Below are 21,542 nucleotides of genomic sequence, written 5' to 3'. Positions count from 1 at the left end.
TGAATTAAACAGTCTTTTTTCCGAAGCTGAACCTGTACGACAGGTAAAACTCCACACAATATTTGATGCTGTAAACAGCAGTAAAAAGTATCACGGCAATCACCGGATTATGAAAAATATTATATCCGGCAAGAAAGGCCGCACACACAAAAGTAAACAATATGGCCTGTATCATCAGGTCAATTTTTTGTTTTTCGGCTATCAGGAACATATTGCTGAGCGGGCTCACAATAAATTGCAGAAAGAACATGATGGTCATGATGCGTGCATAATCGCCTGCCACAGCCCATTCAGAGCCAAATGCAAATTTGAATATCGGAGTAGCAAAAATAAAAAGCGCCGAAAAGGGCACAATGCCAAGTCCAGAAAGCAGAATGGTCATCTTGCGGAATGAGCGGCGACAGTTCCCTTTTTCAAGAAACTCTTCGTTAGCCTGCTGCCTGAACACATCGCCAATAGCGCGCGCTATCACACTTCCCGGCACACTGATTACCCGCATTGAGAGCGAGAACAAACCCGAAACCGCCAGCCCCCAAAAAGAGGTGATAAGCAGCATTGGAACCTGACCGGAGCCTTTTTCAAGCAGGCCTGAGAACATGTTGAATTTTGGAAAATGCTGATATCTCTTTGCCAACCTGAGCGTATTTGCCCTTGTAATTGAATGTACCAGATGACGGTCGTTGCGCCAGAAATCCCATGCCACATAACCGGAAGTTATGGATTGCCCGATAGTATCGCCGAGTATGAGTCCGCCCGGTTTCAAAGAAGTAAAACCTAAACCGAGGCTGGCTAAACTTGCCCCGACAGAACGTGTTATGCGCGTCCCTGAAAGCGCAGTATAGCGGCTTTTACGGTTCAGCCAGTATGATAATGCCTGATAAATGCCTATCATAAAAACAGACAGAGGGATGAAAATAAGCCAACCGGCTATCTTGGGTTCATGGAGCCAAAGGGCAAAAACATCAGAAAAAAGCAAAACAAGTATCAGTGTTACAATACTTACCGCTGTAGTAATAACGAGGGAGAGAAACAAAATATTAACGGCATCTTTATCATCTTCGGGGAGAATGATTGTCATCTCGTATCTGGCAGATATAACAATACTCAGAATAGACGTAACACTAAAAAATAATGCAAACAGACCGAAATCTTCCGGAGTATAAATACGCGTAAGAATGGGAGATATAGCAATAGGGATGGCCTGAGAAATAACGGTACCTGTCATGAGGGTGAGAACATTGCGCGAAAATTTATCGTTCCAGATGCGTTTTATCATTTCATTTCCCAGTTTCTAGTGCGGGCCTGAACAGCCAGAACAAAAGTATAGTAAGTACCCAACCACCTGACAACAACAGAGAATATAAAGCCACATTGCTCAGCCAAAGCGTATATAAAATATTCAGAGAGGCCAGCCATTGCGCATGACCTTCAAAAACAATCTTCAGTAACACAAACACAAACGCCAGCAGAAAACCGGCTAGTACAAGTCCGGCTTTCCCGAAATTGGCATAATCATACATGAAATACGCGCTGGTAACAGTCCCGCGAAGGCCTTCATTATATTCCACGATATACAGGTTATCCCAGATAACCCTGTCGTATTCATAGTCTTTTGAATCGCATCCTAAAACAGGCGCAAGAAAGCGGTAACCACAACCATTAGCGTAAGGGAGCTGTGATGGAATAAGTGTAAACCAGCGCCCCACATCGCGACCGGTTGTAAAAACGATTCGTTCAAACAGTGCATTCGAAGTAGAAGCCATGCTTTCTGTAATCGCAACTTTTGTTTTCTGAGGCACATAGGCACGGCGGTGGGCTGCCATATAGGCTGAAATATCTTCTTCCGATGCCCGGAGATTGGGGCTTGCATTGACAATCAGCGCCAGTACACCGGCAACAGCCACCAGAATAAAAACCCCTGAAAGGATATATCTGCGTTTGATAAACAGAAAAACAATCAACGGAAGCACCTGTGAAACAACCAGCCCTTTCTGCATCATGGCCATCGCATAAAAAATTGCAATCGGGAGTAATATCCAGAACAACCATCGTTTCTTGATAAAGAAAAACAGAACAAGAAAAGGCAGAATCGCCTTCAGCAGAAATGAACTTGTATAATGGATAAAACTGTTGTGATGTTCGGTAATACCCTGACGAATCAGTGCGATACCATAATAATCGAGTGAATTATAGGCTGTCCAGACGGGAATATTTTTAAGATAAATCAGATGATAAATGATGAAGACCACTCCGGCACCTAAAAACCCGAAGGAAAGCCAGGTAACGGTCTTCTCGCTCTTGGTGAAACGAATATTCAGAATTTTATCAAGTTTGCCTGATGTGCGTTTTGCCAGATTGGCGAATAAAAAATAAAAGATGACCAGTGAGCCGGAATAGAGCAACATATCCGGCATGTAAGTCAATCCGGTATAATAAATCAGACCGATGCAGATCAGAGAAGTAATGAGAAGCATGGCTACCAGCATTACATGCTCACGGATGAAGGCTCTGATAACACCAAGTACTTTCCCTGCACCCTGTCGCGGGTCCTTTATTAAATTCATAGATTATTGTATGGAGTCAATTATCTGTGCAAAAATAAACAAACGCTCATTAAAATCATCCTGCGGCACCCTTTTTATGCGAACAGACTCAATGCAAATTATCAGAATGCCTTTGCAGCAAGGAATCAAGCACCGGCAGCATAAAATATTTTGAATACATGAAAACACCTGCCACATTCAAATGGTCATGATTATAAAACAATCGCGGATTTTTATAACTTTCCGACAAATCATAAAACTGCACGCCGTATTTTTTCTTTTTCTCTAACATTGTCTTTCTCACAAAATCAAGACCGGGATCATGGGTAAGCAAGGATGGCGAAATAATAAATACAAGGCTCGATTCATGACGTTGTGCCAGCTCAATGAGTGCATCGAGTTTTTTGGAATACGTTGCGGCTGTATTCATATCAAGTCCATCGAGATAATCAGCATCTAAGCGTTTGCGGATTGCTGCTGTATCGGCTCGCTCAAGCCGGCCGCTCTGATCAGGAACACGCGACGCATTGTAAGTAAGCCAGTCGTTCTGGTATTTTGATTCAATATAATTGAGAATAACGTCACGCTCAGTGCCCGAAGGAAGAAGCTGCAAAAAGAAGTCAAGTCTGAATGGCTCATCGGCATAACAATACAAACCTTCGTTCCATTTAGGGGAGAAAAACACGAAGCCATCGATAAAGTAGAATATCACTTTAGCGGTATTGCCCTTTTTATAATAGTATTTCAGAAATTCGTATTCGGGAACTATGCCTGCCGCCGATTTAGAAATATTTACAACCTTGACACCGGTAACATTTTCTAACATACAATGGTTCACGCCTCTTGAGAGCATGCGCCCATGTGAAGAGCCTGCAATAAGTAAACCGGCATCCGTATTTTGCGGAATGGAAAGCAAGGCTGATTCTGTAGCTTCCGTTGATGCAGATAATGTGCCATCGCTGAAGGCAAGATAGCCCAAAACAGCAGCCAAAGTCATCATCAGCAGAAGTAAAAAGAGAATGAATTTAATTAAAAATATTCTCATGAAAACAATAATATTATTTCATCATTTCCTGAAAAAGAGCAGAAAAAAGTCCGGTCTCACAGCTTGCTCAAAAGTAATAATTTCAGTAACACCATATTCAATGTCATTTTTGCGTTAATTAACGTTAATATTCGTTGTTAAACTAAAATGCGTTCCCATTGTCTGCCGATATTTGCCTATTTTCGAATCCAAATAACATGCGTTCATGCGGATATTTATCATAGGCTTTATGGGAAGCGGCAAGACCACCTTTGGGCGCAAGCTTGCGAAAAAGCTGGGATACCGCTTTGCCGATACCGATAAACTGATTGAGCAGAAACTGGGGCTTACTATTACGGAGATATTCAGTTCACTCGGGCAACAAAAGTTCAGGGATGAAGAACAACTACTTTTGGAGGAATTCGGGCTTCATGATGATATAGTGTACGCCACGGGTGGCGGTTTGCCCTGTTTTTCGGGGAATATTGAAAAGATTAATGAACTGGGCATCTCCATTTATATGCAGCTTACACCTGAAGCTCTCTACAGCCGGCTTGCAACTTCAGGAGCACGCCGCCCCTTACTCGAAGGCAAAGAGGGTGATGTGCTGCTCGCCTACATCACAAAGGAATTAAATCGTCGTGAAAAGTATTATCTGAAAGCACAGATTGTTGCAGGCGCATTGAGCATTTCACCCGAACTGGTAATCGGAATGCTCAAACATTTCGGTTGATTGAAAATTATTTTTTCCTGCCAATCACCTTGAGCGCGGCATCCACAACGTTTGATGCTTCGAGTCCGAACTTTTTCATCAGCTCATCAGGAGTTCCGCTTTCGCCAAAATGATCGTTCACAGCTACCATTTCAAGAGGGGTTGGTAATTTGCGTCCGAGCAGCTGTGCAATACTGTCGCCCAAACCACCATTCATCATATGTTCTTCGGCAGTAACAACACAGCCGGTCTTCATCACAGAAGCTATAACGGCCTGAGCATCGAGCGGTTTAATGGTATGTATGTTGATGACTTCGGCACTGATGCCTTTCTCTTCCAGTATAGCTGCGGCCTGTAAGGCTTTCCACACCAGATGCCCGGTAGCGAAAATTGAAACATCGGTACCTTCGCTCAGCATCAGCGCTTTTCCAATCTCAAATTTCATGTCTTCAGGAATGAAGGTAGGAACTTTCGGCCGTCCGAAACGCAGGTAAACCGGACCGACATGAGCAGCAATGGCATGCGTGGCAGTTTTGGTCTGATTAAAATCGCAGGTGTTGATAACGGTCATATTCGGCAGCATCTTCATCAGTCCGATGTCTTCCATAATCTGATGCGTGGCGCCGTCTTCGCCTAAAGTAATGCCGGCATGCGATGCGCAAATCTTTACATTTTTGTTCGAATACGCCACCGATTGCCGTATCTGGTCATAAACACGGCCTGTAGAAAAATTTGCAAATGTCCCGGTAAACGGAATTTTTCCACCAATTGCCAGTCCTGCGGCAATGCCAATCATGTTCGCTTCAGCAATACCAACCTGTTTGAAGCGTTCGGGAAAATCCTTTGCAAAGGCGTCCATTTTCAGCGAGCCGGTAAGATCGGCCACAAGTGCCACTACATCGGGATTTATTTTTCCGAGTTCATGCAATGCTTCACCAAATCCGGAGCGTGTATCTTTTTCGTTGAGTATCGTGTACTGTTTCATCATAATTTATTACTGGTACAGCGGAATGCGTATTGTAACGCCACTCTCCACTTTAAATGATTTCTCTATGGTAAAAATTGATTTTGTGACAAATTTTGAACGGAAAACCACGCGGTATTTCCCGGGCAACAAATACAATGTTTCCTGTTGGCCGTTTTCGCCGAGGTTGTAAATCCATTTCAGTTGATTATCCTCCTCGAGGTACAGTGAGCCATAGCCTTTAGCCATAGGCTGAATGATAGCAATACCGGGCATTGGAATCTCTACCGTGGTGGTTTTACTCTGTGAAATGTCCACATCTTTTACATACATTCTGGGCATTGAAAGGACTTCGAGGTCGTATTTTCCGACAAGGTATTTTTCGTCCTGATCAAAAGACTGAACATGCAGTGTTTCCATTTTGCCACCCTGACGCACAATGCACTGATAACTTTTTACATTTGGGAATGTGCCGCCAACTTTGAGTTGCAGTGTTCCCTGGGGGCAGTCAATCGGTATCACCGTATGCTTGCCCGGTGTAAGCTTTATACTATCCTTCCTTACAGGTGGAATTGTATGAACGACTACATTGTAGGTTAACAAGGGGTCAAGCACGAGTGTGTCAGGATAGCCGCGATTATCAAGCGTATGAATGAAATTATATTTTATCAGTCCGCTGAAGTCATCGTAAAACGTCATGTTCAGGTTTGTCTCTGTAGGATTTCCGTATATATCGAGCAAATTCACCTGAGCTGTTGTTGAGTTTAAAGCTTGTGATATCACTACTTTCAGCGCCATGCTGAAATCTTTTTCTGTAGAAGCATCATAATAAGTTCCTACACAATCAAAGGCTTCTTTGAAGTTGCGTCCGATGCCGATGATAAACGGTTTCAGTGCTATTCCTTTTTTCTGCAACGAAAGTGATACGGCACACGGGTCACCACCACATTCTTCGAGCCCATCGGTTATCAATACAATAATATTACGGCAATTATCGCAGGGCATGAAGTCACCACCGGCCGCTTCGAGCGATGCGGCAATTGGTGTAGTTCCGCGCGGATTTACGGTCTTCAGTTTATTCTTAATCTTTTCGATATTGCCCGTACCAATAGGAATTTCTAACCGGGTATCGTCGCAATCCTGGGGCGGATAATTTTTCTGATGTCCATAAATGCGCAAACCAAGTTCAAGATTTTGCACGCTTTTCAGGCTGTCGAGTAATTCCGACATCAGACGCGCCGCAATCGTAATTTTACGGTCGCTTTGCCATTTTGCCACCATACTCTGTGATGCGTCGTACAGGAATAAGATACGCGTGACAGGTTTTGGTTTTTCTTTATCCTTTACCTGCGAATAGGAGGTATTCGCAAGCATCCCGATAAGGAGAACTAAAAAGAAATATTTCGTGATGATCTTCAATATTTCAATGGTTTGATTGACGGTAAAAAGATAATAGACGTTAGATAAAAGACAAAAGACTTAAGACAAAAAAATAATATTACTACAATTTCAAAAAGCATTTATTAATAATCGCCCAGTGTTTCAGGAAGCTGTGCGAGTGCCTTTGCAAGCTGCTCATCATTAGGTGAATTTCCGTGCCATTTATGGGTTCCCATCATATAATCAACGCCAAAACCCATCTCAGTCTTCATAAGTATAACGACGGGTTTTCCCTTTCCTGTATTTGCTTTTGCAATTTTCATCATATCGAGCAGCTCAGGAATGTTGTTTCCGTCCATTTCCATAACGTGCCATCCAAATGCTGCCCATTTTGCATGAAGGTCGCCAAGCGGCAATACCTCGTCAACCGGTCCGTCTATTTGTTTACCGTTATAATCGATTACTGAAATAATATTGTCAACCTTTCGGCCGGCCGCGTACATAGCGGCTTCCCATATCTGTCCTTCCTGCAGTTCACCATCGCCGTGGAGGCTGTAAACAAGCTGAGGGTCGTTATTGAGTTTCTTGGAAAGAGCTGCGCCAATGGCAACTGAAAGTCCCTGCCCAAGGCTGCCCGAAGCCACTCTGATACCCGGAAGACCTTCGGCCGTAGCCGGATGACCTTGAAGCCGTGAATTGAGCTTACGCAAAGTAGATAACTCGCTTACCGGAAAATAACCGCTGCGGGCAAGTACACTATACCATGCGGGAGCTACATGACCATTAGAAAGAAAGAACAAATCTTCACCTTGTCCTTCCATGGAGAAGGGCGAAGGCTGATGTTTCATTATTGAAAAATACAGGCAAGTGATAAGGTCGGTGCAGCCGAGAGAACCGCCCGGATGTCCTGAATTTACGGCATGTATCATTCTTAGTGCATCCCGGCGTACCTGAGTTGCTGTTGCTTGAAGTTGGTCTGCAGTTAACATAAAAGGAGTCTAATTCGGAATCAAAAGTAATTCATTTAAAATTTATGTACCGGTTTGTTCAAAAAATCTAACAAATTACTTTTTGCTTTTCAGCATAGTTTCAACGGCTTCAAGGGCATTCTGAAGTCTTGACTCACCATTACCCGAAATAACCGCAAAGGGCACATTGCGGTCGGATAACTCTTTTTGATAAAGGTTAAAAAAATACGCACGCAGATGCGGATGTTCGCGCTGTGGATCCTGCTGCCAGGGCAGGTCAATATTACAGAGCAAATACAAATCATAATGATGGGATGCAATATTTTCCCGAATCCATTCGGGACACTGCCGATAACTGTGCTCAGCCCATATTTTAGTGACCGTAGCTTCGGTATCGCAAAAGAGCATAAAGTTCGCATTCAAGGCAGCCGCATTTTCATGTTCAAACTGCTTTTGAGCAATCAATAAGATATCGTCGAGGGTATAGCTGCGATTTATCGACGCTATATATTCACGTGCAAACTCAGGCACCCAAAGTGTATTGTAATGCAAGGCAAGGCGCTCAGCGAGCTCCGATTTTCCCGTAGATTCAGGTCCGGTGAGCGCTATCCGAATCATGTTGCGCTGAGTTTTATCAGGTCTTTTCTCCATGCATAAAATCCGTAAGCCGCGAGTACCGCGAAAAAGAAATACAATCCGGTAAACGCGTACAATTCTTTATAAAAATAAATGCCGGTGCACACCAGGTCGGTAATAATCCAAATAAGCCAGTTTTCTAAAATTTTCCTAGCCTGCAGCCAGGTACAGAGCACACCCCAGACAGCGACTCCGGCATCCCAATATGGCAGTGCAGCATCCGTATATTTGCTGAAAAGGAAGCCTGTCAATGCTGTTGCAAAAAATGAAATAATAATAAGTACAAGCAACAATTGAGGGGTAATACGCGAAACCTGCAGGACTGACTTTCCTTTACCACCATAGCGCCAGTTGTACCATCCATAAAGCGTCATAACGAAATAAAAAACCTGCAATATTACATCGGCATAAAGCCTTGATGCAAAAAAGACATAGAGCGACAGTATTACATTCAGCAGTCCCACAGGCCAGCACCAGATTAACTGACGGGTTGTAAGCCACACGCCGATAATACCCAATAATGAGGCTGCAATTTCAATATAGTTGGAACAAATCCAGGATAAGACTACGCTCATGAACGCTTATTTACTGCTGGAGGTCGGCATTCACAATTTTAAGGACGAATACCGAATGAGGAATCTCAAATGATTTTTTCATTTCGGAGTTCAGCGCATTCATTACATCATCGTACTCACCAAAAACCTGAGTGCTCATTCCATTGGTAACTGCCTTAACTTGCGGATGCATGTTGAGCCGGGCGATAAAATCACGAATAGGAATTTTAAATTCATCGTGCAGCGGATAATTGCTGATGTCAACGGAGATTTTCATAAATTGAATAATTAGTGGTTACAAATTTACGTCTAATCTTATTACTGATATAAAACAATTTGATAAGAGTTTCGTCCATCCGATGAACAACGGAATTAACGAACAAATGCTGACGATTAGGCTACAGACAACAGATACCTGTAAAAAAAAGCAGACGGTAATTGCCTCAGTCAGCCTGATATAAAGATATAGAAATAAGCCATATGGCGATTGCATTTGAAATGTGAACCAAAATAATAATATATTTGAAAAATATTTTACACCTGTTGAACCAAAAACCCGGAAATAATTAATCATTCAAAGTGAAGGTGTTCCTTACAGGGAAAACGGGTTGCACACGAACTTTGATAAACAAATATAAAACGATGAAAAAAGGAAGATTTATTTTGCTGGCAATCGGTCTTGTTGCAATGATGTTAACAAGCTGTCTGACTGTTGAGAAGAAACAGTACACATTTGAATTTACCGGTAAGAATTCCGGAAATCTGACAATTAAATATGTCAACATCATGTCTATTGTTGACTCTGCAGGTTATACCGAAGTTCAGGATTTTGACGAATTGGTTAGCAGCTATATCAATGGTTCCAAGATTGAGGAAGCCTACCCCGGCGCGACTAATATTACCAAGAAATTATTTGAAGAAGACGGCGTTCTTTGTGCGGAAGTTAAAATGAATTTCCCCGATCTGGCTTCAGCCCGTCTTTATCTTTGCGATAAAAAAGGACCTTACGGTTTTTATGCAAGTTCTGTTGATGGCGAAACCTATATTGAATCAAACGGCAATTATGGCGGCGATTTCATGCCATGCGTGTTTTGGAACACTAAAATGAAAACGCTCACTGTTACCACCAGTGTAAGCAAGCCCACCGACGATACCTATGTAAGCCTGTTACAGGAATATGTAAAATGGAAAAAGAAAAACTAAGATAAAAAAAGAGGGGCGTTTGCCCCTCTTTTTTTTTACTTTTCGTCTGTGCCTTCGTCTTTTCCTTTCCCCTTCCCTTTTTTACCGCCTTCTTTGGCTTTCTGCAGCAGCAGTTTTTGAAACTCCCGTTCTGCTGTAAATAGCTGAACTAATTTTTTACTTCCAATCATAGCCTTAAATTTGGGCACATATTCTTTTTTAAGGTCGAGCATCTTCTGGTCGTGAAGCATTTCATTGTTTACCAGTTCTTCCGATTGTTTTTCGTCAAGTTTGTCAAGGCCAATTTTTTTGTATGCTTTCAGCGCTTCACGATATTTTTTATTTTCCGCGTCCTTTTTTTCGGCGTACTCATTGTACAACGGCCAGAACTTCTCCGATTCCAGGCTCGTGAGTGTCATTGATTGCGTAAGATACGCCACCTTCATTGCCTGAATCTTCTGCCTTTTTTCTTCGGCTCTGTTTGCCTCTTTTCCTTCTTTATTCTCAACACTTGCCTGAGCAAAAAGAGTTCCTCCTGCTGCGATTACCATGGCTGTCATCATCATGACGCCTGCTACTACTGATTTTCCTGTTCTCATAATTATAGGTTTTAAAGATTAGTTTTCTGTTTATTATTCGTCTTCCGGATCAAATCCTTCGGTATTAAGGTATTCATAAATATCTTCGGCACTCAGCGTTGAATCGGCCAAAACGGCGGCAGCACCTTTATCATTCGGATTCACCTTTACCACCGGAATGGTGTCATCACCCATCACAAAAAGCGGAAGCGAGAAGGGTGAGAAAGAGGCATCATTTGCCAGTTCATCTTCAAGGTCGGCTTCTGACGTATTTTCAAGAACATAGTCGTCGATAACTTTTTGTGTAAGCTCCAAATCGGCCAGTGCCTCACGGTCAGAAATCGCCGTTCCTTTTTGATTCAGGGGTAAATACATTCCAATAAAAACAGCCAGAGCTATGGAAGCCGCAATACCTACTGCCCAGTTCAGCCTTCGTACCTTACCAATTTGCGGCATCTCATTTTTCTGTTCATTATGAGCATTGATGCGCTCTTTTAATTTACCCGGCAATTCTTCAAAATAATTTTCGGGGACTTCAAAAGGCGATGGTTTTTCAAAATACTGTTTCAGCGATTCGGGCAATTCCTCTTTCGGAATATTGTTGCCGGTGTTTTTATCTGTTATCATTTTTTGAATCGTTTGAGGTTTTGACACACGAACTGTGAAAAGGTTTAACCGGAGGTAAGAATTTTTTCAACTTTTTTTAAGGCAATGTGGAAAGAGGCTTTCAGCGCGCCTTCTGAAGTACCCAGAATTTCTGATATCTGAGCATATGAGAGTTCATCATGATGCCTCATATTAAATACAAGCCGTTGTTTTTCGGGAAGTGTGAGCAGCGCTTTTTGAAATTTATGCTGAATCTCATCTGCACTATAATAAGAATCATCCTTTAAGGAGTTGCTAAGGCTATGCTCCACGCCCGAAAAAGGGATGAGATTATGAAGTTTCTTTTTTCGTAAAAAATTCAGCGTTTCATTGGTCGCTATGCGGTAAATCCAGGTAAACAGCACTGAATCCTCACGGAAATCAGCAAGGCTGTTCCAGATTTTAATGAAGGTATCCTGTACAAGGTCGTCAGCATCATCGTGGTTCAGCACCATGCGCCTGATATGCCAGTAAATTCGCTTGCGATACGAAATCACAAGACTGTCAAAAGCAGCATGGCGCGTACTTTCATCGCGGAAATTTTTCAGAATATCTTTGTCGCTGATGTTCTCCATAATATTTAAGGCTGCCTGCGAACCGATGCGTTTGACAAACGAAAACGGCAAAGGTTTAATTGCAGAACAAATTAAAGGAAAAATAAATCATTTTACATTATCTTTATATCATGGAAAAGTTGTTCCGTATATTCGAGATTACCGAAGAACTTGTCGAAAGCATCTTGTCAAAGTCGCTTGAGCCGCATTGGCACGACTTTGAAGAATTGATTATTGTTACCGAAGGAAGTCTTGAACATTCTATTGACTTTACGGTAGAGGAAGTGACAGCGCCAGTTGTAAGCTATGTTTCCATGGGAAAAACGCATAAGCTTATACCGCGCAGCAACCTCCGCGGATGGGTGATTAATTATAAAAATGAGTTCATCCCCGATTCAGGGCTGCATTTTTATTCCAATTTCTTTACGAATACAACCATTCAGTTCAGAAGCAGCGATTCTCTTTCAAATATTCTGACGCTTTGCCGCCTCATGCGCACCGAATATATCAAGCCAACACCTGAACATAAAGTAATTCGTCATCTGGTAAATGCGCTGATTGCTATGGTCGAGGCCGAACGCGACGAGAATCTGCCCTGTGAAAACACTTCGCGTGCCTCACAGATCACAACTTTTAACAGCTTTTTACAGATACTTGAAGAACATTTCAGGCGCGACGAAGGCGTATCATTTTATGCGGGTAAAATGAACATGACCGAGCGAAATCTCAATTTGATATGCAAAACCAATTTTCAGAAAAGCGTTTCTGAAATCATTGAAACACGCCGGTTGATAGAAGCCAAACACTTATTGGTAAATTCCGAAAAGACTATTTCGGAGATAGGATTTGAACTTGGTTACAACGAAAAGTCTTACTTCACAAGGGTTTTCCGCAATAAAACAGGCTTCACGCCATCAGCTTTCCGCGAACAGACACGTGCACTGTTTTCCTAAATGTACCACCATTCGACATGATTGTGTAACCATCGCCTCTGCGAATGGATGTAATTTTGTCCTATCAATTTTCAAGGATAATTAATCATAACAAACAATCAATAATTCAAACCAACATGGAAACGAAAAATTCAATCTGGGTTCTTGACCCGACACACACAAAAATCAATTTTAAGGTAAAACACCTTATGATTACCAACATTACCGGCACTTTCAGAGAATTTGAAGCCGAAGTTGCCACTACCGGTGATGATTTCAGCACGGCACAGATCAATTTCTCACTCAACACAGCATCTATTGATACTGAGGTTGCCGATCGCGACGGACATCTTAAAAGTCCCGATTTCTTTGATGTTGAGAATTTCCCGAAAATCACCTTTAAAAGTACCGGGATGAAAGATTTGGGTGATGAAAACTACGATGTAGAAGGTTTGCTAACCATAAAAGGCATAGAAAAACCGGTTAAACTCAATGCAGAATTTGCAGGTGTGGTGAAAGATCCATGGGGAAATGAAAAAGCCGGCTTCACGCTGAGCGGAAAAATAAATCGTAAAGACTGGGGCTTAGTATGGAACGTAGCTCTTGAAACGGGCGGCTTACTCGTAGGTGAAGATGTCAAAATAATTTGTGACGTTGAACTCAGCCGAAAAGCATAAGTGCCATCAGTAAGAGAAGAAACTACACATTGAAGCGAATATGCAGAATATCGCCTTCGCCGATGACGTAGTTTTTTCCTTCAACGGAAAGTTTACCTGCTTCCTTACAGGCGTGCTCGGACTTTAAGGCAGCAAAATCAGCATATTTCATTACTTCGGCACGAATGAATCCTTTTTCAAGGTCGGAATGTATCACACCAGCAGCTTTGGGTGCAGTACTTCCGGCCTTTACAGTCCATGCACGCGCTTCCATTGGACCGGCTGTAAAGAATGTGCGAAGTTTCAATAAATCATACGCAGAGCGGATTACCATGTCAACACCGGGCTGTGTAAGACCAACATCTTTGAGGAATTCCATGCGGTCTTCCAATGACTCAAGCTCAGAAATTTCTTCTTCAAGCTTGCATGCAACAACCAAAACCTGCGCATTTTCGTTCTTCACAGATTCTCTAAATTGTTCCACATATTTATTGCCCGTAACAGCCGAGGCATCATCGACATTACAGACATAAATCATCGGCTTTTCTGTAAGCAATCCCTGATCGCGGGCAGCTTTGCGGTCTTCGTCACTAATATCCAGTGAGCGGGCCGACTGAAATGATTCGAGATGATCTTTATATTTTATAAGGATATCAAGGGTTTTCTTGGCGTCTTTATCACCGGCTTTAATAAGTTTTTCGGTGCGTTTAATCTTGCGTTCCACTAAATCAAGGTCGCGTATCTGAAGCTCCAGGTCAACAATCTCGCGGTCGCGCACCGGATTCACCGAACCTTCGATATGAGGCAGGTTTTCATCATCAAAACAGCGGACCACATGAATCAGTGCATCGGTTTGCTGAATGTCGGAAAGAAACGTATTACCAACACCTTCGCCCTTACTTGAACCTTTTGTCAGACCGGGAATATCAACTATTTCAACAGTTGCATGCACTACTTTTGCAGCTTTCACAAGCTTTTCAAGAACATATAAACGCTCGTCAGGAACGGTCACGATAGAGATATTCGACTTATTTGAGCTGAAAGCGAAGTTGGTTGTTTGCGCCTTTGTTGTTGACATACAGTTATACAGCGTCGTTTTACCGCAGTTCGCCAATCCAATAATTCCACAATTGAGTGCCATAAAAATGATATATATTTGGTGCAAAAGTAGTGATTTAGCGGAGGATAACAAACCATAAAATTGTTACATTTGTAAGATAAAACCTATCCGATGAAAAAGATTTTCTCATTTCTGTTCCTGATATCCCTTACGGGGATGGCATTTTCGCAAATAGTAATTGACAGTCTGTACATGCCTCAGCCCGGGCAAATCATTCCTCGTAAAAGCACCGGCGACCCCGGAAGCATCAACTATGCAGCCACCGACAGCGCCTATATTTGGGATTTCAGAACACTGGTTCCCCTTCAGCAAACAGGCGATACTTTTGTGAGTGTTTCAAGTACCAATATTGTTTACCTCGCGGTGTTCGCCAACCCTTTCAACAAGCCTTTTCAGGCAACGGTTGCAAGCCCGCAGAGTATGCCGGCCATTCCAATGGTAACTATTAATGACCCGTATTATTTTTATAAAAGCAGCAATTCGGAATACAGCCTGCTGGGCATGGGTGCAAAGATTAACAGCATTCCGATGCCCGTTAAATATGACAATCCTGATGTATGGTACCACTTTCCCGTTACATTCGGCACAACCGATTCATCGCATTCAAAATTCAATATCAGTATTCCCAACCTAGGCTATTATGGACAGGATAAAAGGCGTACGAATATTGTAGATGGCTGGGGAACGCTCTATCTGCCGACAGATACATTTGATGTTATCCGCATAAAATCCATCGTTCACACAACAGACACCTTACATTCTGATTCACTGGGATTCGGGATAAAATTCAACCGCACCGATATTGAATATAAATGGATTGCGCAGGAATATTCCGTTCCGGTACTTCAGGTCACCGAAAGCAGCGGCGGCATGGGCCCGGGAAGCACCAGCTTAGTTTTTATTGACCACACGGTTTTCCCAAATGCCATAGCTGAAATCAGTACGGAGAATAATATTAACATTCTTCCGAACCCGTCGGACGGCCATTTTACGTTGAATCTTTCACAGCCAAAATCCGGCGCGTCACAGATTGACGTATACAATATGAACGGGCAGAACGTATTTAGCGGGCAGTGTTTCGGTAATAATAAATCAGAAATTGACATCAGCGGTCAGCCTGCCGGGATCTATCTTTTACGCATGATGAGTGAAGGAAAGCTAATTTCAAAGAAATTGGTTATCTACTAACCATCGTTAATTCTGCTATATAAATTATATGACCTCCCGCAGAGAACGCTTCATTATAATGAATTACCGGGTTTTGGGATTTTTACTTACTCAAACCCGCCTTTCCTTCACATCCGGGGAATGCAACGTTTTTCTGAAAAGCGCACAGACAAAAACCTATGATGTTGTGATTGTTCCGGGTGTACCTTTTGAAAAAGGTAAGTGGGGCGCCATAATGAAAGCACGCATACTTTGGGCAAAATACCTGTATGACGAAGGAATCGTTTCCAACATTATGTTTTCAGGCGCGGCGGTATATACGCCCTATATTGAAGGAGAAATAATGGCACTGTATGCCATAGCGCTGGGCATACCCAGAGAACATATTTTTACGGAAATCAAAGCCGAACACGGGACTGAAAATGTTCATTACGGATTTCAGAAATCAAAAAAAATGGGGTTTTCAAGCCTGGCTCTTGCATCAGATCCTTATCAGTCGAAAAGCCTGTACAGGTTCACGAAACAAAAAGTAAGTGATGAAATTGCAATGCTTCCAATCGTCTTTAATATTTTAAGTAAAATAGAACCATTTGTAAAGGAGCCGGCGATAGATACATCAACTGCTTATGAGAGCAACTGGGTTTCTATTAAAGAGCGTATGGGGTTTTTCAGGCGGTTTCAGGGAACCCGTGGACTGGACATTGACCCACAGGCTTATTAATAATTTTAATAAATTTTCTATGCCAAAAATGAAAAACATCAGCGGAATTGTCTATTCCACAAATCCGCAATTTGAATACGTTTCCGCTAAAAATGAAGACCCTGACACGCTGGCGCCCAATCAGCAGCAGCTTAAAGTACATATAGAGAAAAAGCACCGGGGCGGAAAAACGGCAAGCATTATTCGTGGTTTTATCGGGAAGCAGGAAGATCTGGAAGAACTTGGCAAACTGATAAAAACAAAATGCGGCACCGGCGGCTCAGCCAAAGACGGAGAAATAATTATTCAGGGTGACCACCGCGACAAGATTGTTGCCATGCTTACCGAAAAGGGATACAAGGCCAAGAAAGCCGGAGGTTAAAAAAATATTGAAGTATCTTTGCAGCATCGCGGCAGCATTTGCCGTATTTATACCAATATTCAGCAAATGTTAGAACTCGGGAAATACAGTGACCTCACCGTTGTACGAAAGACACAAAACGGCATATATTTAAGCGACACATCAGGAAATGAAGTGCTTCTGCCGTACAAATTCACGCAGCATGAAATGTCGGTTGGCAGTAATATCAGGGTGTTCATTTATAAAGATTCCGAAGACCGCATCGTTGCCACAACTCAAATACCCAAGCTCCAACTCCATGAATTTGGTTTGCTGAAAGTAGAAACAGTGAATGAAGTCGGCGCTTTTCTTGACTGGGGCTTAGACAAAAATTTACTGGTTCCATTCCGGGAACAGGCCATGAAAATGGAAGAAGGCCGCTCCTACCTGATTTTCGTTTACCTCGATGAACAAACGCAGCGCCTTGCTGCAACTGCGAAACTTAACCGTTGCCTCGATAACAGCGAACTCACGGTAAATGTGGATGACGAAGTGGATTTAATTATTTGGAAACGCAGTGAACTGGGTGTAAAAGTGATTGTAAACCAAAGGCACGAAGGTCTTATTTTCAATAATGAATTTTTTGCAACTTTTAAAACAGGTGAATCGCTGAAAGGCTATGTAAAAGCCATCAGTGAAGACAATAAAATTGATATCCGGATTCAGAATTACGGGTTCAGCAATATAGAGCCCAACGCTCAAAAGATTCTTGAACGGTTGAATACAGAAGGTGGCTTTCTGCCGCTTACCGACAAAAGTGAACCTGAAGATATCAGCGCACGCTTAGAGATGAGTAAGAAAACATTCAAAAAAGCCATTGGCACTTTATACAAACAAAAGCAAATCCGTATTGAAGAAGACGGAATTTATCTGAACGAATCACAGAACTAAACTGAACGTATGAATTATTTGAAACACCTGATGTTTGTTATTGCCCTTTGCGGGATATTTGCGATGGACATGGCAGCGCAATGCAACGGCTACCCGTCGTTATGCGGCAAAAGATATAATGAGGTATCTTACCTTACCACACACAATGCTTACAATGCAGCAGAAAATAATTTTCAATTACCTAACCAGAATTTCGGAATCACCCGCCAGCTCAATGATGGAGTGCGTGCCCTGATGATAGACGTTCACAACTTGCTGGGAACAGCAGTTGTATATCACAGTGTGCCGATTCTTGGTACCGCAACTTTTGCCTCTGTGCTTAACGAAATAAAAACTTTTCTTGATAATAATCCTGATGAAGTGGTAACCATTATTCTGGAATCCTACGTGACATCATCCACCATTGAAACCTCGCTGACCGATGCCGGCCTGATGCCTTATGCTTTTGCAAAAGACACCTCAGCGGTATGGCCCACGCTTCAGGAGATGATTGACAGCGGGAAACGCCTCGTACTGTTTTCCGATGTAAACGACGGCACAGCCGGTCAGGACTGGTATTTGTATGTTTGGGATTATGCCGTTGAAACGCCATTCTCCATTACCGACATCAATCAGTTCGATTGTAGTTTTAACCGCGGTGATTCCACAAACGACCTGTTCATCCTCAATCATTTTATTTCAGACGCGGTTACAGGCACAGGAAGTACAAGCCAGGCTGCCGTTGCCAATGCCAATCCATTTCTAATAAACCGCGCCCAGCAATGCATGCAGTCAACAGGAAAATTACCCAATTTTGTAACTGTTGATTTTTACGAACTTGGTAATACACTTGACGCAGTTAACACGCTGAATGGCGTAAACACCGGAATTGAGTCGTTATCTGAAATCAATGACCTTGTGCATATCGCTCCAAATCCGGCTCACAGCGATGTGCAGGTTGAAATTGCGCAGTCAATAAGAGGTCCGTTTTCCTGTAAATGCTATTCCATTACCGGGGTAGTTTTACAACAACTGGATTCAGAGGACAGTCATATTTTTACGATACCAACAGATAATCTTGCCGATGGTATTTATATTGTTGAGATTCGCTCTACCACGGCAATTATTGCGAATAAAAAAATCGTAATCAATTAACCAAAACAAACGGCACTATGTCATGCACCATGTCAATCATCAATGATTATTATCCGATAGTAATCAGTACCTCTGCGGTATATGTATTTATTGTTCTGGGCATTCGTATTTTCGGCAAGAAGGAATTTGCCCAGCTTTCAGTAACCGACCTCGTTTTTGTTCTGCTCCTGAGCAACGCCGTGCAGAATGCCATGGTTGGAGCAAATTCAACATTGACAGGTGGTCTGGTGGCTGCCACAACCTTGTTCATCATAAATTTCGGATTCAAATATCTGATTTACAAATTTCCAAAATTCCAAAAATTAATAAGCGGCTCGCCCAAAATGCTTATCTATAAAGGAATTGTAAACGAAGCTAATGTAAGAGGCGCGCGCATTTCCATCAACGAGCTGGTAGAAACAGTAAGGGAGCACGGCGTTCATTCTATCAAAGATGTTGACCTCGCCATTCTGGAGCCCGACGGCAATATCAGTGTGCTGTCCAATGATTATAAGCAACGCACCATGCACATGCGCAAACGAAGAAAAAAAGTACTGACACAGGCTTAAAAGGAAGTTTATTATCCTTCGGCTATCTCGCTCAGTTCAAGCCATCGGTTGGTTTTATCTTCAATGGCCTTCATCATTTCACCTAATTTCACTGATGTTTCAATGACTTCATCATTACTCAGGCTGCCGGAACCGAGCAGCAGTTCCAGTCTTTTATATTCAGTCTCGAGTTGTTCAATATCGGCACCGAGCTGATCAAATTCCTTTTGTTCTTTGTACGAAAGTTTCTTTGCCCCCGATTTTTCGGTTTTCAGAATTTCCGGTTCATCTTTTTTTACCGCTTTTGCCTGCCTCTTTGCCTGACGTTCCAGTTTATCCCTATGTTCTCGGTATTGCGTATAATTGCCCGGAAAATCGCTCACGTTTCCGTCGCCTTCAAACACGAAGAGATGGTCCACAACTTTGTCCATGAAATAACGATCGTGCGAAACAATGATTACGCTGCCTGCAAAATCAGCGAGATATTCCTCGAACACATTCAAAGTAAGAATATCAAGGTCATTGGTAGGCTCATCCAGAATAAGCAGATTGGGATTTTTCATCAGCACCGTAGCCAGATACAGCCTTCGTTTCTCACCACCACTGAGTTTATAAACGAAAGAATGCTGCACTTCAGGTGGAAACATAAAATAATTCAAAAACGCCGAAACGCTCATGCGAACGCCGTTTCCGACAATCACCACCTCTGCAATTTCGCGCGCTACATCAATTACTTTCATCTGTTCGTTAAAACTCATACCATCCTGGCGGTAGTAACCGGGAACCACTGTTTCGCCCATATCCACCACACCGGAGTCGTAAGGTTCTTTACCGGTAAGCATATTCAGAAAGGTTGTTTTTCCGGTTCCGTTATTACCAATAACACCCACTTTTTCGTAACGGATAAAATTGTACGAAAATTTATCAAGGATTTTAATCGGACCGAAATTCTTCGTAAGATTTTTTATGTCAACAATCTTGGTTCCGAGTCGCGAGCCTTTAACATTAAGGTTTACAAGTTTATCATTCGCGCGTCCCACCGCCTGATCTTTCAATTCATAAAATGAATCGATGCGTGCTTTGGCTTTCCCGGTTCGTGCCGACGGTGTTCGCCGAATCCATTCCAATTCGCGGCGCAGCAGATTGCGCGCTTTCTCGGCATTCTGGTTTTCGTTGGTGATGCGTTCTTCACGCTTCTCAAGAAATTTTGTATAGTTTCCCGCGTAACGGAAAATTCTTTTGTTGTCTATTTCTATCACTTCGTTGCATACGCGGTCGAGAAAATACCGGTCGTGGGTAACCATCAGTAAGGTGATAGACGATTTTTTCAGATATTCCTCGAACCATTCAATCATCTCGAAATCGAGGTGATTGGTAGGCTCATCAAGAATCAACAGGTCGGGTTCGCGCACCAGAGCATTTGCCAGTGCAACTCTTTTGCGTTGTCCGCCGGAGAGCGTCCCCATTTTTTGGTCAAAGCCCGAAATCTTCAGTTTGCTTAAAATGCCTTTTATCGTAGCCTCGTAATTCCAGGCTTCCAGCTTATCCATTTTCTCGATTGAAGCCTGAAGCCTTCCTTTATCATCGGAACTGAGTGCTGTTTCATATTCCATGATAGCATCTATCACTTCGCCCGATGAAGAAAACACTTGCTGAAGAACCGTTTTGTTCTCATCGAATTCAGGATCCTGCTCCAGAAAACTTATCGTGATGTCTTTATGAAAGGTAACGGTACCGGTATCCGGTGTATCTTTTCCGCACAGAATGTTGAACAGCGTGGTTTTTCCCGCACCATTTTTCGCAACAAGCGCTATTTTCTGTTCTTTGGCCAGGAGAAAAGAAATATTCTCAAACAACACCAAATCGCCAAAAGCCTTGGAAACATTATCTATCTGAAGAAAACTAATCATGAGGTAAAATTCTCGGACAAAGGTAGCCAAAAGGCTTCATACAGTAAATAATTTCATTTATCAATATGTAAGCCGGATGAAAATGAATAACATATTGCAATTTTGTTTGGCTGACGGTTAATAATAGGTTACCTTTATCATGTTGTTAAAATATTAACAGTGACTGGAATTTTTCGTTGGTCAGATATCTGCATGCGTTCCCATAGAATTTCAATGCATTCAAAAACAATTTAAAGCATCTGCCATGGAATACAACATCAAGGATCTGATTGATATTCCCAAATTTCAAAAATTACTTGACCGGCATAATGATTGGAGAATACGCGCAAACTGGTCCCCTAGTTCCGCGTTAAGCTGACCCCCTT

24 protein-coding genes are annotated in these 21,542 nt (G+C 42.5%); 10 read left to right on the top strand and 14 right to left on the bottom strand.

Annotated elements, in window-relative coordinates:
- Positions 1 to 4: 4 nt before the first annotated feature.
- The 3 genes from WCM76_11095 to WCM76_11085 form a co-directional block, all read right to left on the bottom strand.
- On the bottom strand, positions 5 to 1,276 hold the full coding sequence (locus WCM76_11095) for an oligosaccharide flippase family protein (GenBank protein ID MEI6766180.1): 1,272 nt from the start codon (positions 1,274 to 1,276) through the stop codon (positions 5 to 7).
- Position 1,277: 1 nt separating this feature from the next.
- On the bottom strand, positions 1,278 to 2,564 hold the full coding sequence (locus WCM76_11090; GenBank protein ID MEI6766179.1) for a hypothetical protein: 1,287 nt from the start codon (positions 2,562 to 2,564) through the stop codon (positions 1,278 to 1,280).
- Between the two features lie 88 nt (positions 2,565 to 2,652).
- The gene (locus tag WCM76_11085; protein ID MEI6766178.1) at positions 2,653 to 3,588 is read right to left on the bottom strand and encodes a hypothetical protein; all 936 of its coding nucleotides are present in this window, start codon (positions 3,586 to 3,588) and stop codon (positions 2,653 to 2,655) included.
- 205 nt (positions 3,589 to 3,793) lie between these two features.
- Between WCM76_11085 and WCM76_11080 the strand changes: the two genes are divergently transcribed.
- Positions 3,794 to 4,300, top strand: coding sequence for a shikimate kinase (locus WCM76_11080; protein ID MEI6766177.1), 507 nt, complete (start codon positions 3,794 to 3,796; stop codon positions 4,298 to 4,300).
- A 7-nt stretch (positions 4,301 to 4,307) separates the two neighbouring features.
- Here the strand turns inward: WCM76_11080 and WCM76_11075 are convergent, their stop codons facing one another.
- The 6 genes from WCM76_11075 to WCM76_11050 all read right to left on the bottom strand — a co-directional run bounded on the left by WCM76_11075 (position 4,308) and on the right by WCM76_11050 (position 9,058).
- Positions 4,308 to 5,264 carry a transketolase family protein gene (locus tag WCM76_11075; GenBank protein MEI6766176.1) on the bottom strand — a complete coding sequence of 319 codons (957 nt, stop codon included), beginning with the start codon at positions 5,262 to 5,264 and terminating at the stop codon, positions 4,308 to 4,310.
- Between the two features lie 9 nt (positions 5,265 to 5,273).
- Positions 5,274 to 6,662, bottom strand: coding sequence for a VWA domain-containing protein (locus tag WCM76_11070; protein ID MEI6766175.1), 1,389 nt, complete (start codon positions 6,660 to 6,662; stop codon positions 5,274 to 5,276).
- Positions 6,663 to 6,766: 104 nt separating this feature from the next.
- The gene (locus tag WCM76_11065) at positions 6,767 to 7,612 is read right to left on the bottom strand and encodes a transketolase (protein ID MEI6766174.1); all 846 of its coding nucleotides are present in this window, start codon (positions 7,610 to 7,612) and stop codon (positions 6,767 to 6,769) included.
- Between the two features lie 75 nt (positions 7,613 to 7,687).
- Positions 7,688 to 8,209, bottom strand: a complete 522-nt coding sequence (locus WCM76_11060) for an ATP-binding protein (protein MEI6766173.1) — start codon at positions 8,207 to 8,209, stop codon at positions 7,688 to 7,690.
- Entirely contained in the window at positions 8,206 to 8,802 is a 597-nt protein-coding gene (pnuC, locus tag WCM76_11055; GenBank protein MEI6766172.1) for a nicotinamide riboside transporter PnuC, read from the bottom strand. Before pnuC ends, WCM76_11060 begins: the two co-directional genes overlap by 4 nt.
- Before the next feature lie 10 nt (positions 8,803 to 8,812).
- Positions 8,813 to 9,058, bottom strand: coding sequence for a hypothetical protein (locus tag WCM76_11050; GenBank protein ID MEI6766171.1), 246 nt, complete (start codon positions 9,056 to 9,058; stop codon positions 8,813 to 8,815).
- Between the two features lie 365 nt (positions 9,059 to 9,423).
- On the opposite strand from WCM76_11050, the gene WCM76_11045 reads away from it, so the two are divergent.
- The gene (locus tag WCM76_11045; GenBank protein MEI6766170.1) at positions 9,424 to 9,984 is read left to right on the top strand and encodes a hypothetical protein; all 561 of its coding nucleotides are present in this window, start codon (positions 9,424 to 9,426) and stop codon (positions 9,982 to 9,984) included.
- Positions 9,985 to 10,019: 35 nt separating this feature from the next.
- Here the strand turns inward: WCM76_11045 and WCM76_11040 are convergent, their stop codons facing one another.
- From WCM76_11040 to WCM76_11030, 3 genes are read right to left on the bottom strand one after another with little or no spacing between them, the layout of a single operon-like run.
- Complete coding sequence (locus WCM76_11040; protein ID MEI6766169.1) at positions 10,020 to 10,562, bottom strand: hypothetical protein; 543 nt, start codon at positions 10,560 to 10,562, stop codon at positions 10,020 to 10,022.
- A gap of 33 nt (positions 10,563 to 10,595) precedes the next feature.
- On the bottom strand, positions 10,596 to 11,168 hold the full coding sequence (locus tag WCM76_11035; protein MEI6766168.1) for a hypothetical protein: 573 nt from the start codon (positions 11,166 to 11,168) through the stop codon (positions 10,596 to 10,598).
- A gap of 44 nt (positions 11,169 to 11,212) precedes the next feature.
- Positions 11,213 to 11,761 (bottom strand): RNA polymerase sigma factor, encoded by a 549-nt coding sequence (locus tag WCM76_11030; protein MEI6766167.1) that lies wholly within the window; start codon positions 11,759 to 11,761, stop codon positions 11,213 to 11,215.
- A gap of 110 nt (positions 11,762 to 11,871) precedes the next feature.
- Between WCM76_11030 and WCM76_11025 the strand changes: the two genes are divergently transcribed.
- Positions 11,872 to 12,693, top strand: a complete 822-nt coding sequence (locus tag WCM76_11025) for an AraC family transcriptional regulator (protein ID MEI6766166.1) — start codon at positions 11,872 to 11,874, stop codon at positions 12,691 to 12,693.
- A gap of 116 nt (positions 12,694 to 12,809) precedes the next feature.
- The gene (locus tag WCM76_11020) at positions 12,810 to 13,349 is read left to right on the top strand and encodes a YceI family protein (GenBank protein MEI6766165.1); all 540 of its coding nucleotides are present in this window, start codon (positions 12,810 to 12,812) and stop codon (positions 13,347 to 13,349) included.
- Positions 13,350 to 13,371: 22 nt separating this feature from the next.
- On the opposite strand, the gene ychF is transcribed toward WCM76_11020, so the two are convergent.
- Positions 13,372 to 14,469 carry a redox-regulated ATPase YchF gene (gene ychF, locus WCM76_11015; protein MEI6766164.1) on the bottom strand — a complete coding sequence of 366 codons (1,098 nt, stop codon included), beginning with the start codon at positions 14,467 to 14,469 and terminating at the stop codon, positions 13,372 to 13,374.
- A gap of 90 nt (positions 14,470 to 14,559) precedes the next feature.
- Here ychF and WCM76_11010 point away from each other — a divergent pair, with 90 nt between their 5' ends.
- The 6 genes from WCM76_11010 to WCM76_10985 all read left to right on the top strand — a co-directional run bounded on the left by WCM76_11010 (position 14,560) and on the right by WCM76_10985 (position 19,288).
- Complete coding sequence (locus WCM76_11010) at positions 14,560 to 15,636, top strand: T9SS type A sorting domain-containing protein (protein ID MEI6766163.1); 1,077 nt, start codon at positions 14,560 to 14,562, stop codon at positions 15,634 to 15,636.
- Positions 15,637 to 15,664: 28 nt separating this feature from the next.
- A complete protein-coding gene (locus WCM76_11005; protein MEI6766162.1) occupies positions 15,665 to 16,336 on the top strand; it encodes a YdcF family protein in 672 nt (223 codons plus the stop codon).
- Between the two features lie 19 nt (positions 16,337 to 16,355).
- Complete coding sequence (locus WCM76_11000; protein MEI6766161.1) at positions 16,356 to 16,697, top strand: translation initiation factor; 342 nt, start codon at positions 16,356 to 16,358, stop codon at positions 16,695 to 16,697.
- A gap of 66 nt (positions 16,698 to 16,763) precedes the next feature.
- Positions 16,764 to 17,606: a S1-like domain-containing RNA-binding protein gene (locus tag WCM76_10995; protein MEI6766160.1), complete on the top strand. Its 843-nt coding sequence runs from the start codon at positions 16,764 to 16,766 to the stop codon at positions 17,604 to 17,606.
- A 9-nt stretch (positions 17,607 to 17,615) separates the two neighbouring features.
- Positions 17,616 to 18,740 carry a phosphatidylinositol-specific phospholipase C domain-containing protein gene (locus WCM76_10990; protein MEI6766159.1) on the top strand — a complete coding sequence of 375 codons (1,125 nt, stop codon included), beginning with the start codon at positions 17,616 to 17,618 and terminating at the stop codon, positions 18,738 to 18,740.
- A 17-nt stretch (positions 18,741 to 18,757) separates the two neighbouring features.
- Positions 18,758 to 19,288, top strand: a complete 531-nt coding sequence (locus WCM76_10985; GenBank protein ID MEI6766158.1) for a YetF domain-containing protein — start codon at positions 18,758 to 18,760, stop codon at positions 19,286 to 19,288.
- An 11-nt stretch (positions 19,289 to 19,299) separates the two neighbouring features.
- On the opposite strand, the gene WCM76_10980 is transcribed toward WCM76_10985, so the two are convergent.
- Positions 19,300 to 21,177, bottom strand: coding sequence for an ABC-F family ATP-binding cassette domain-containing protein (locus tag WCM76_10980; GenBank protein MEI6766157.1), 1,878 nt, complete (start codon positions 21,175 to 21,177; stop codon positions 19,300 to 19,302).
- Between the last annotated feature and the right edge of the window lie 365 nt (positions 21,178 to 21,542).

The sequence above is a fragment of the Bacteroidota bacterium genome, from assembly GCA_037133915.1.
In the GTDB taxonomy this organism is placed as follows: Bacteria; Bacteroidota; Bacteroidia; order Bacteroidales; family CAIWKO01; genus JBAXND01.
The sequence above is the reverse complement of the archived record's forward strand: the minus strand, read 5'-3'. Positions and strand labels throughout refer to the sequence as shown.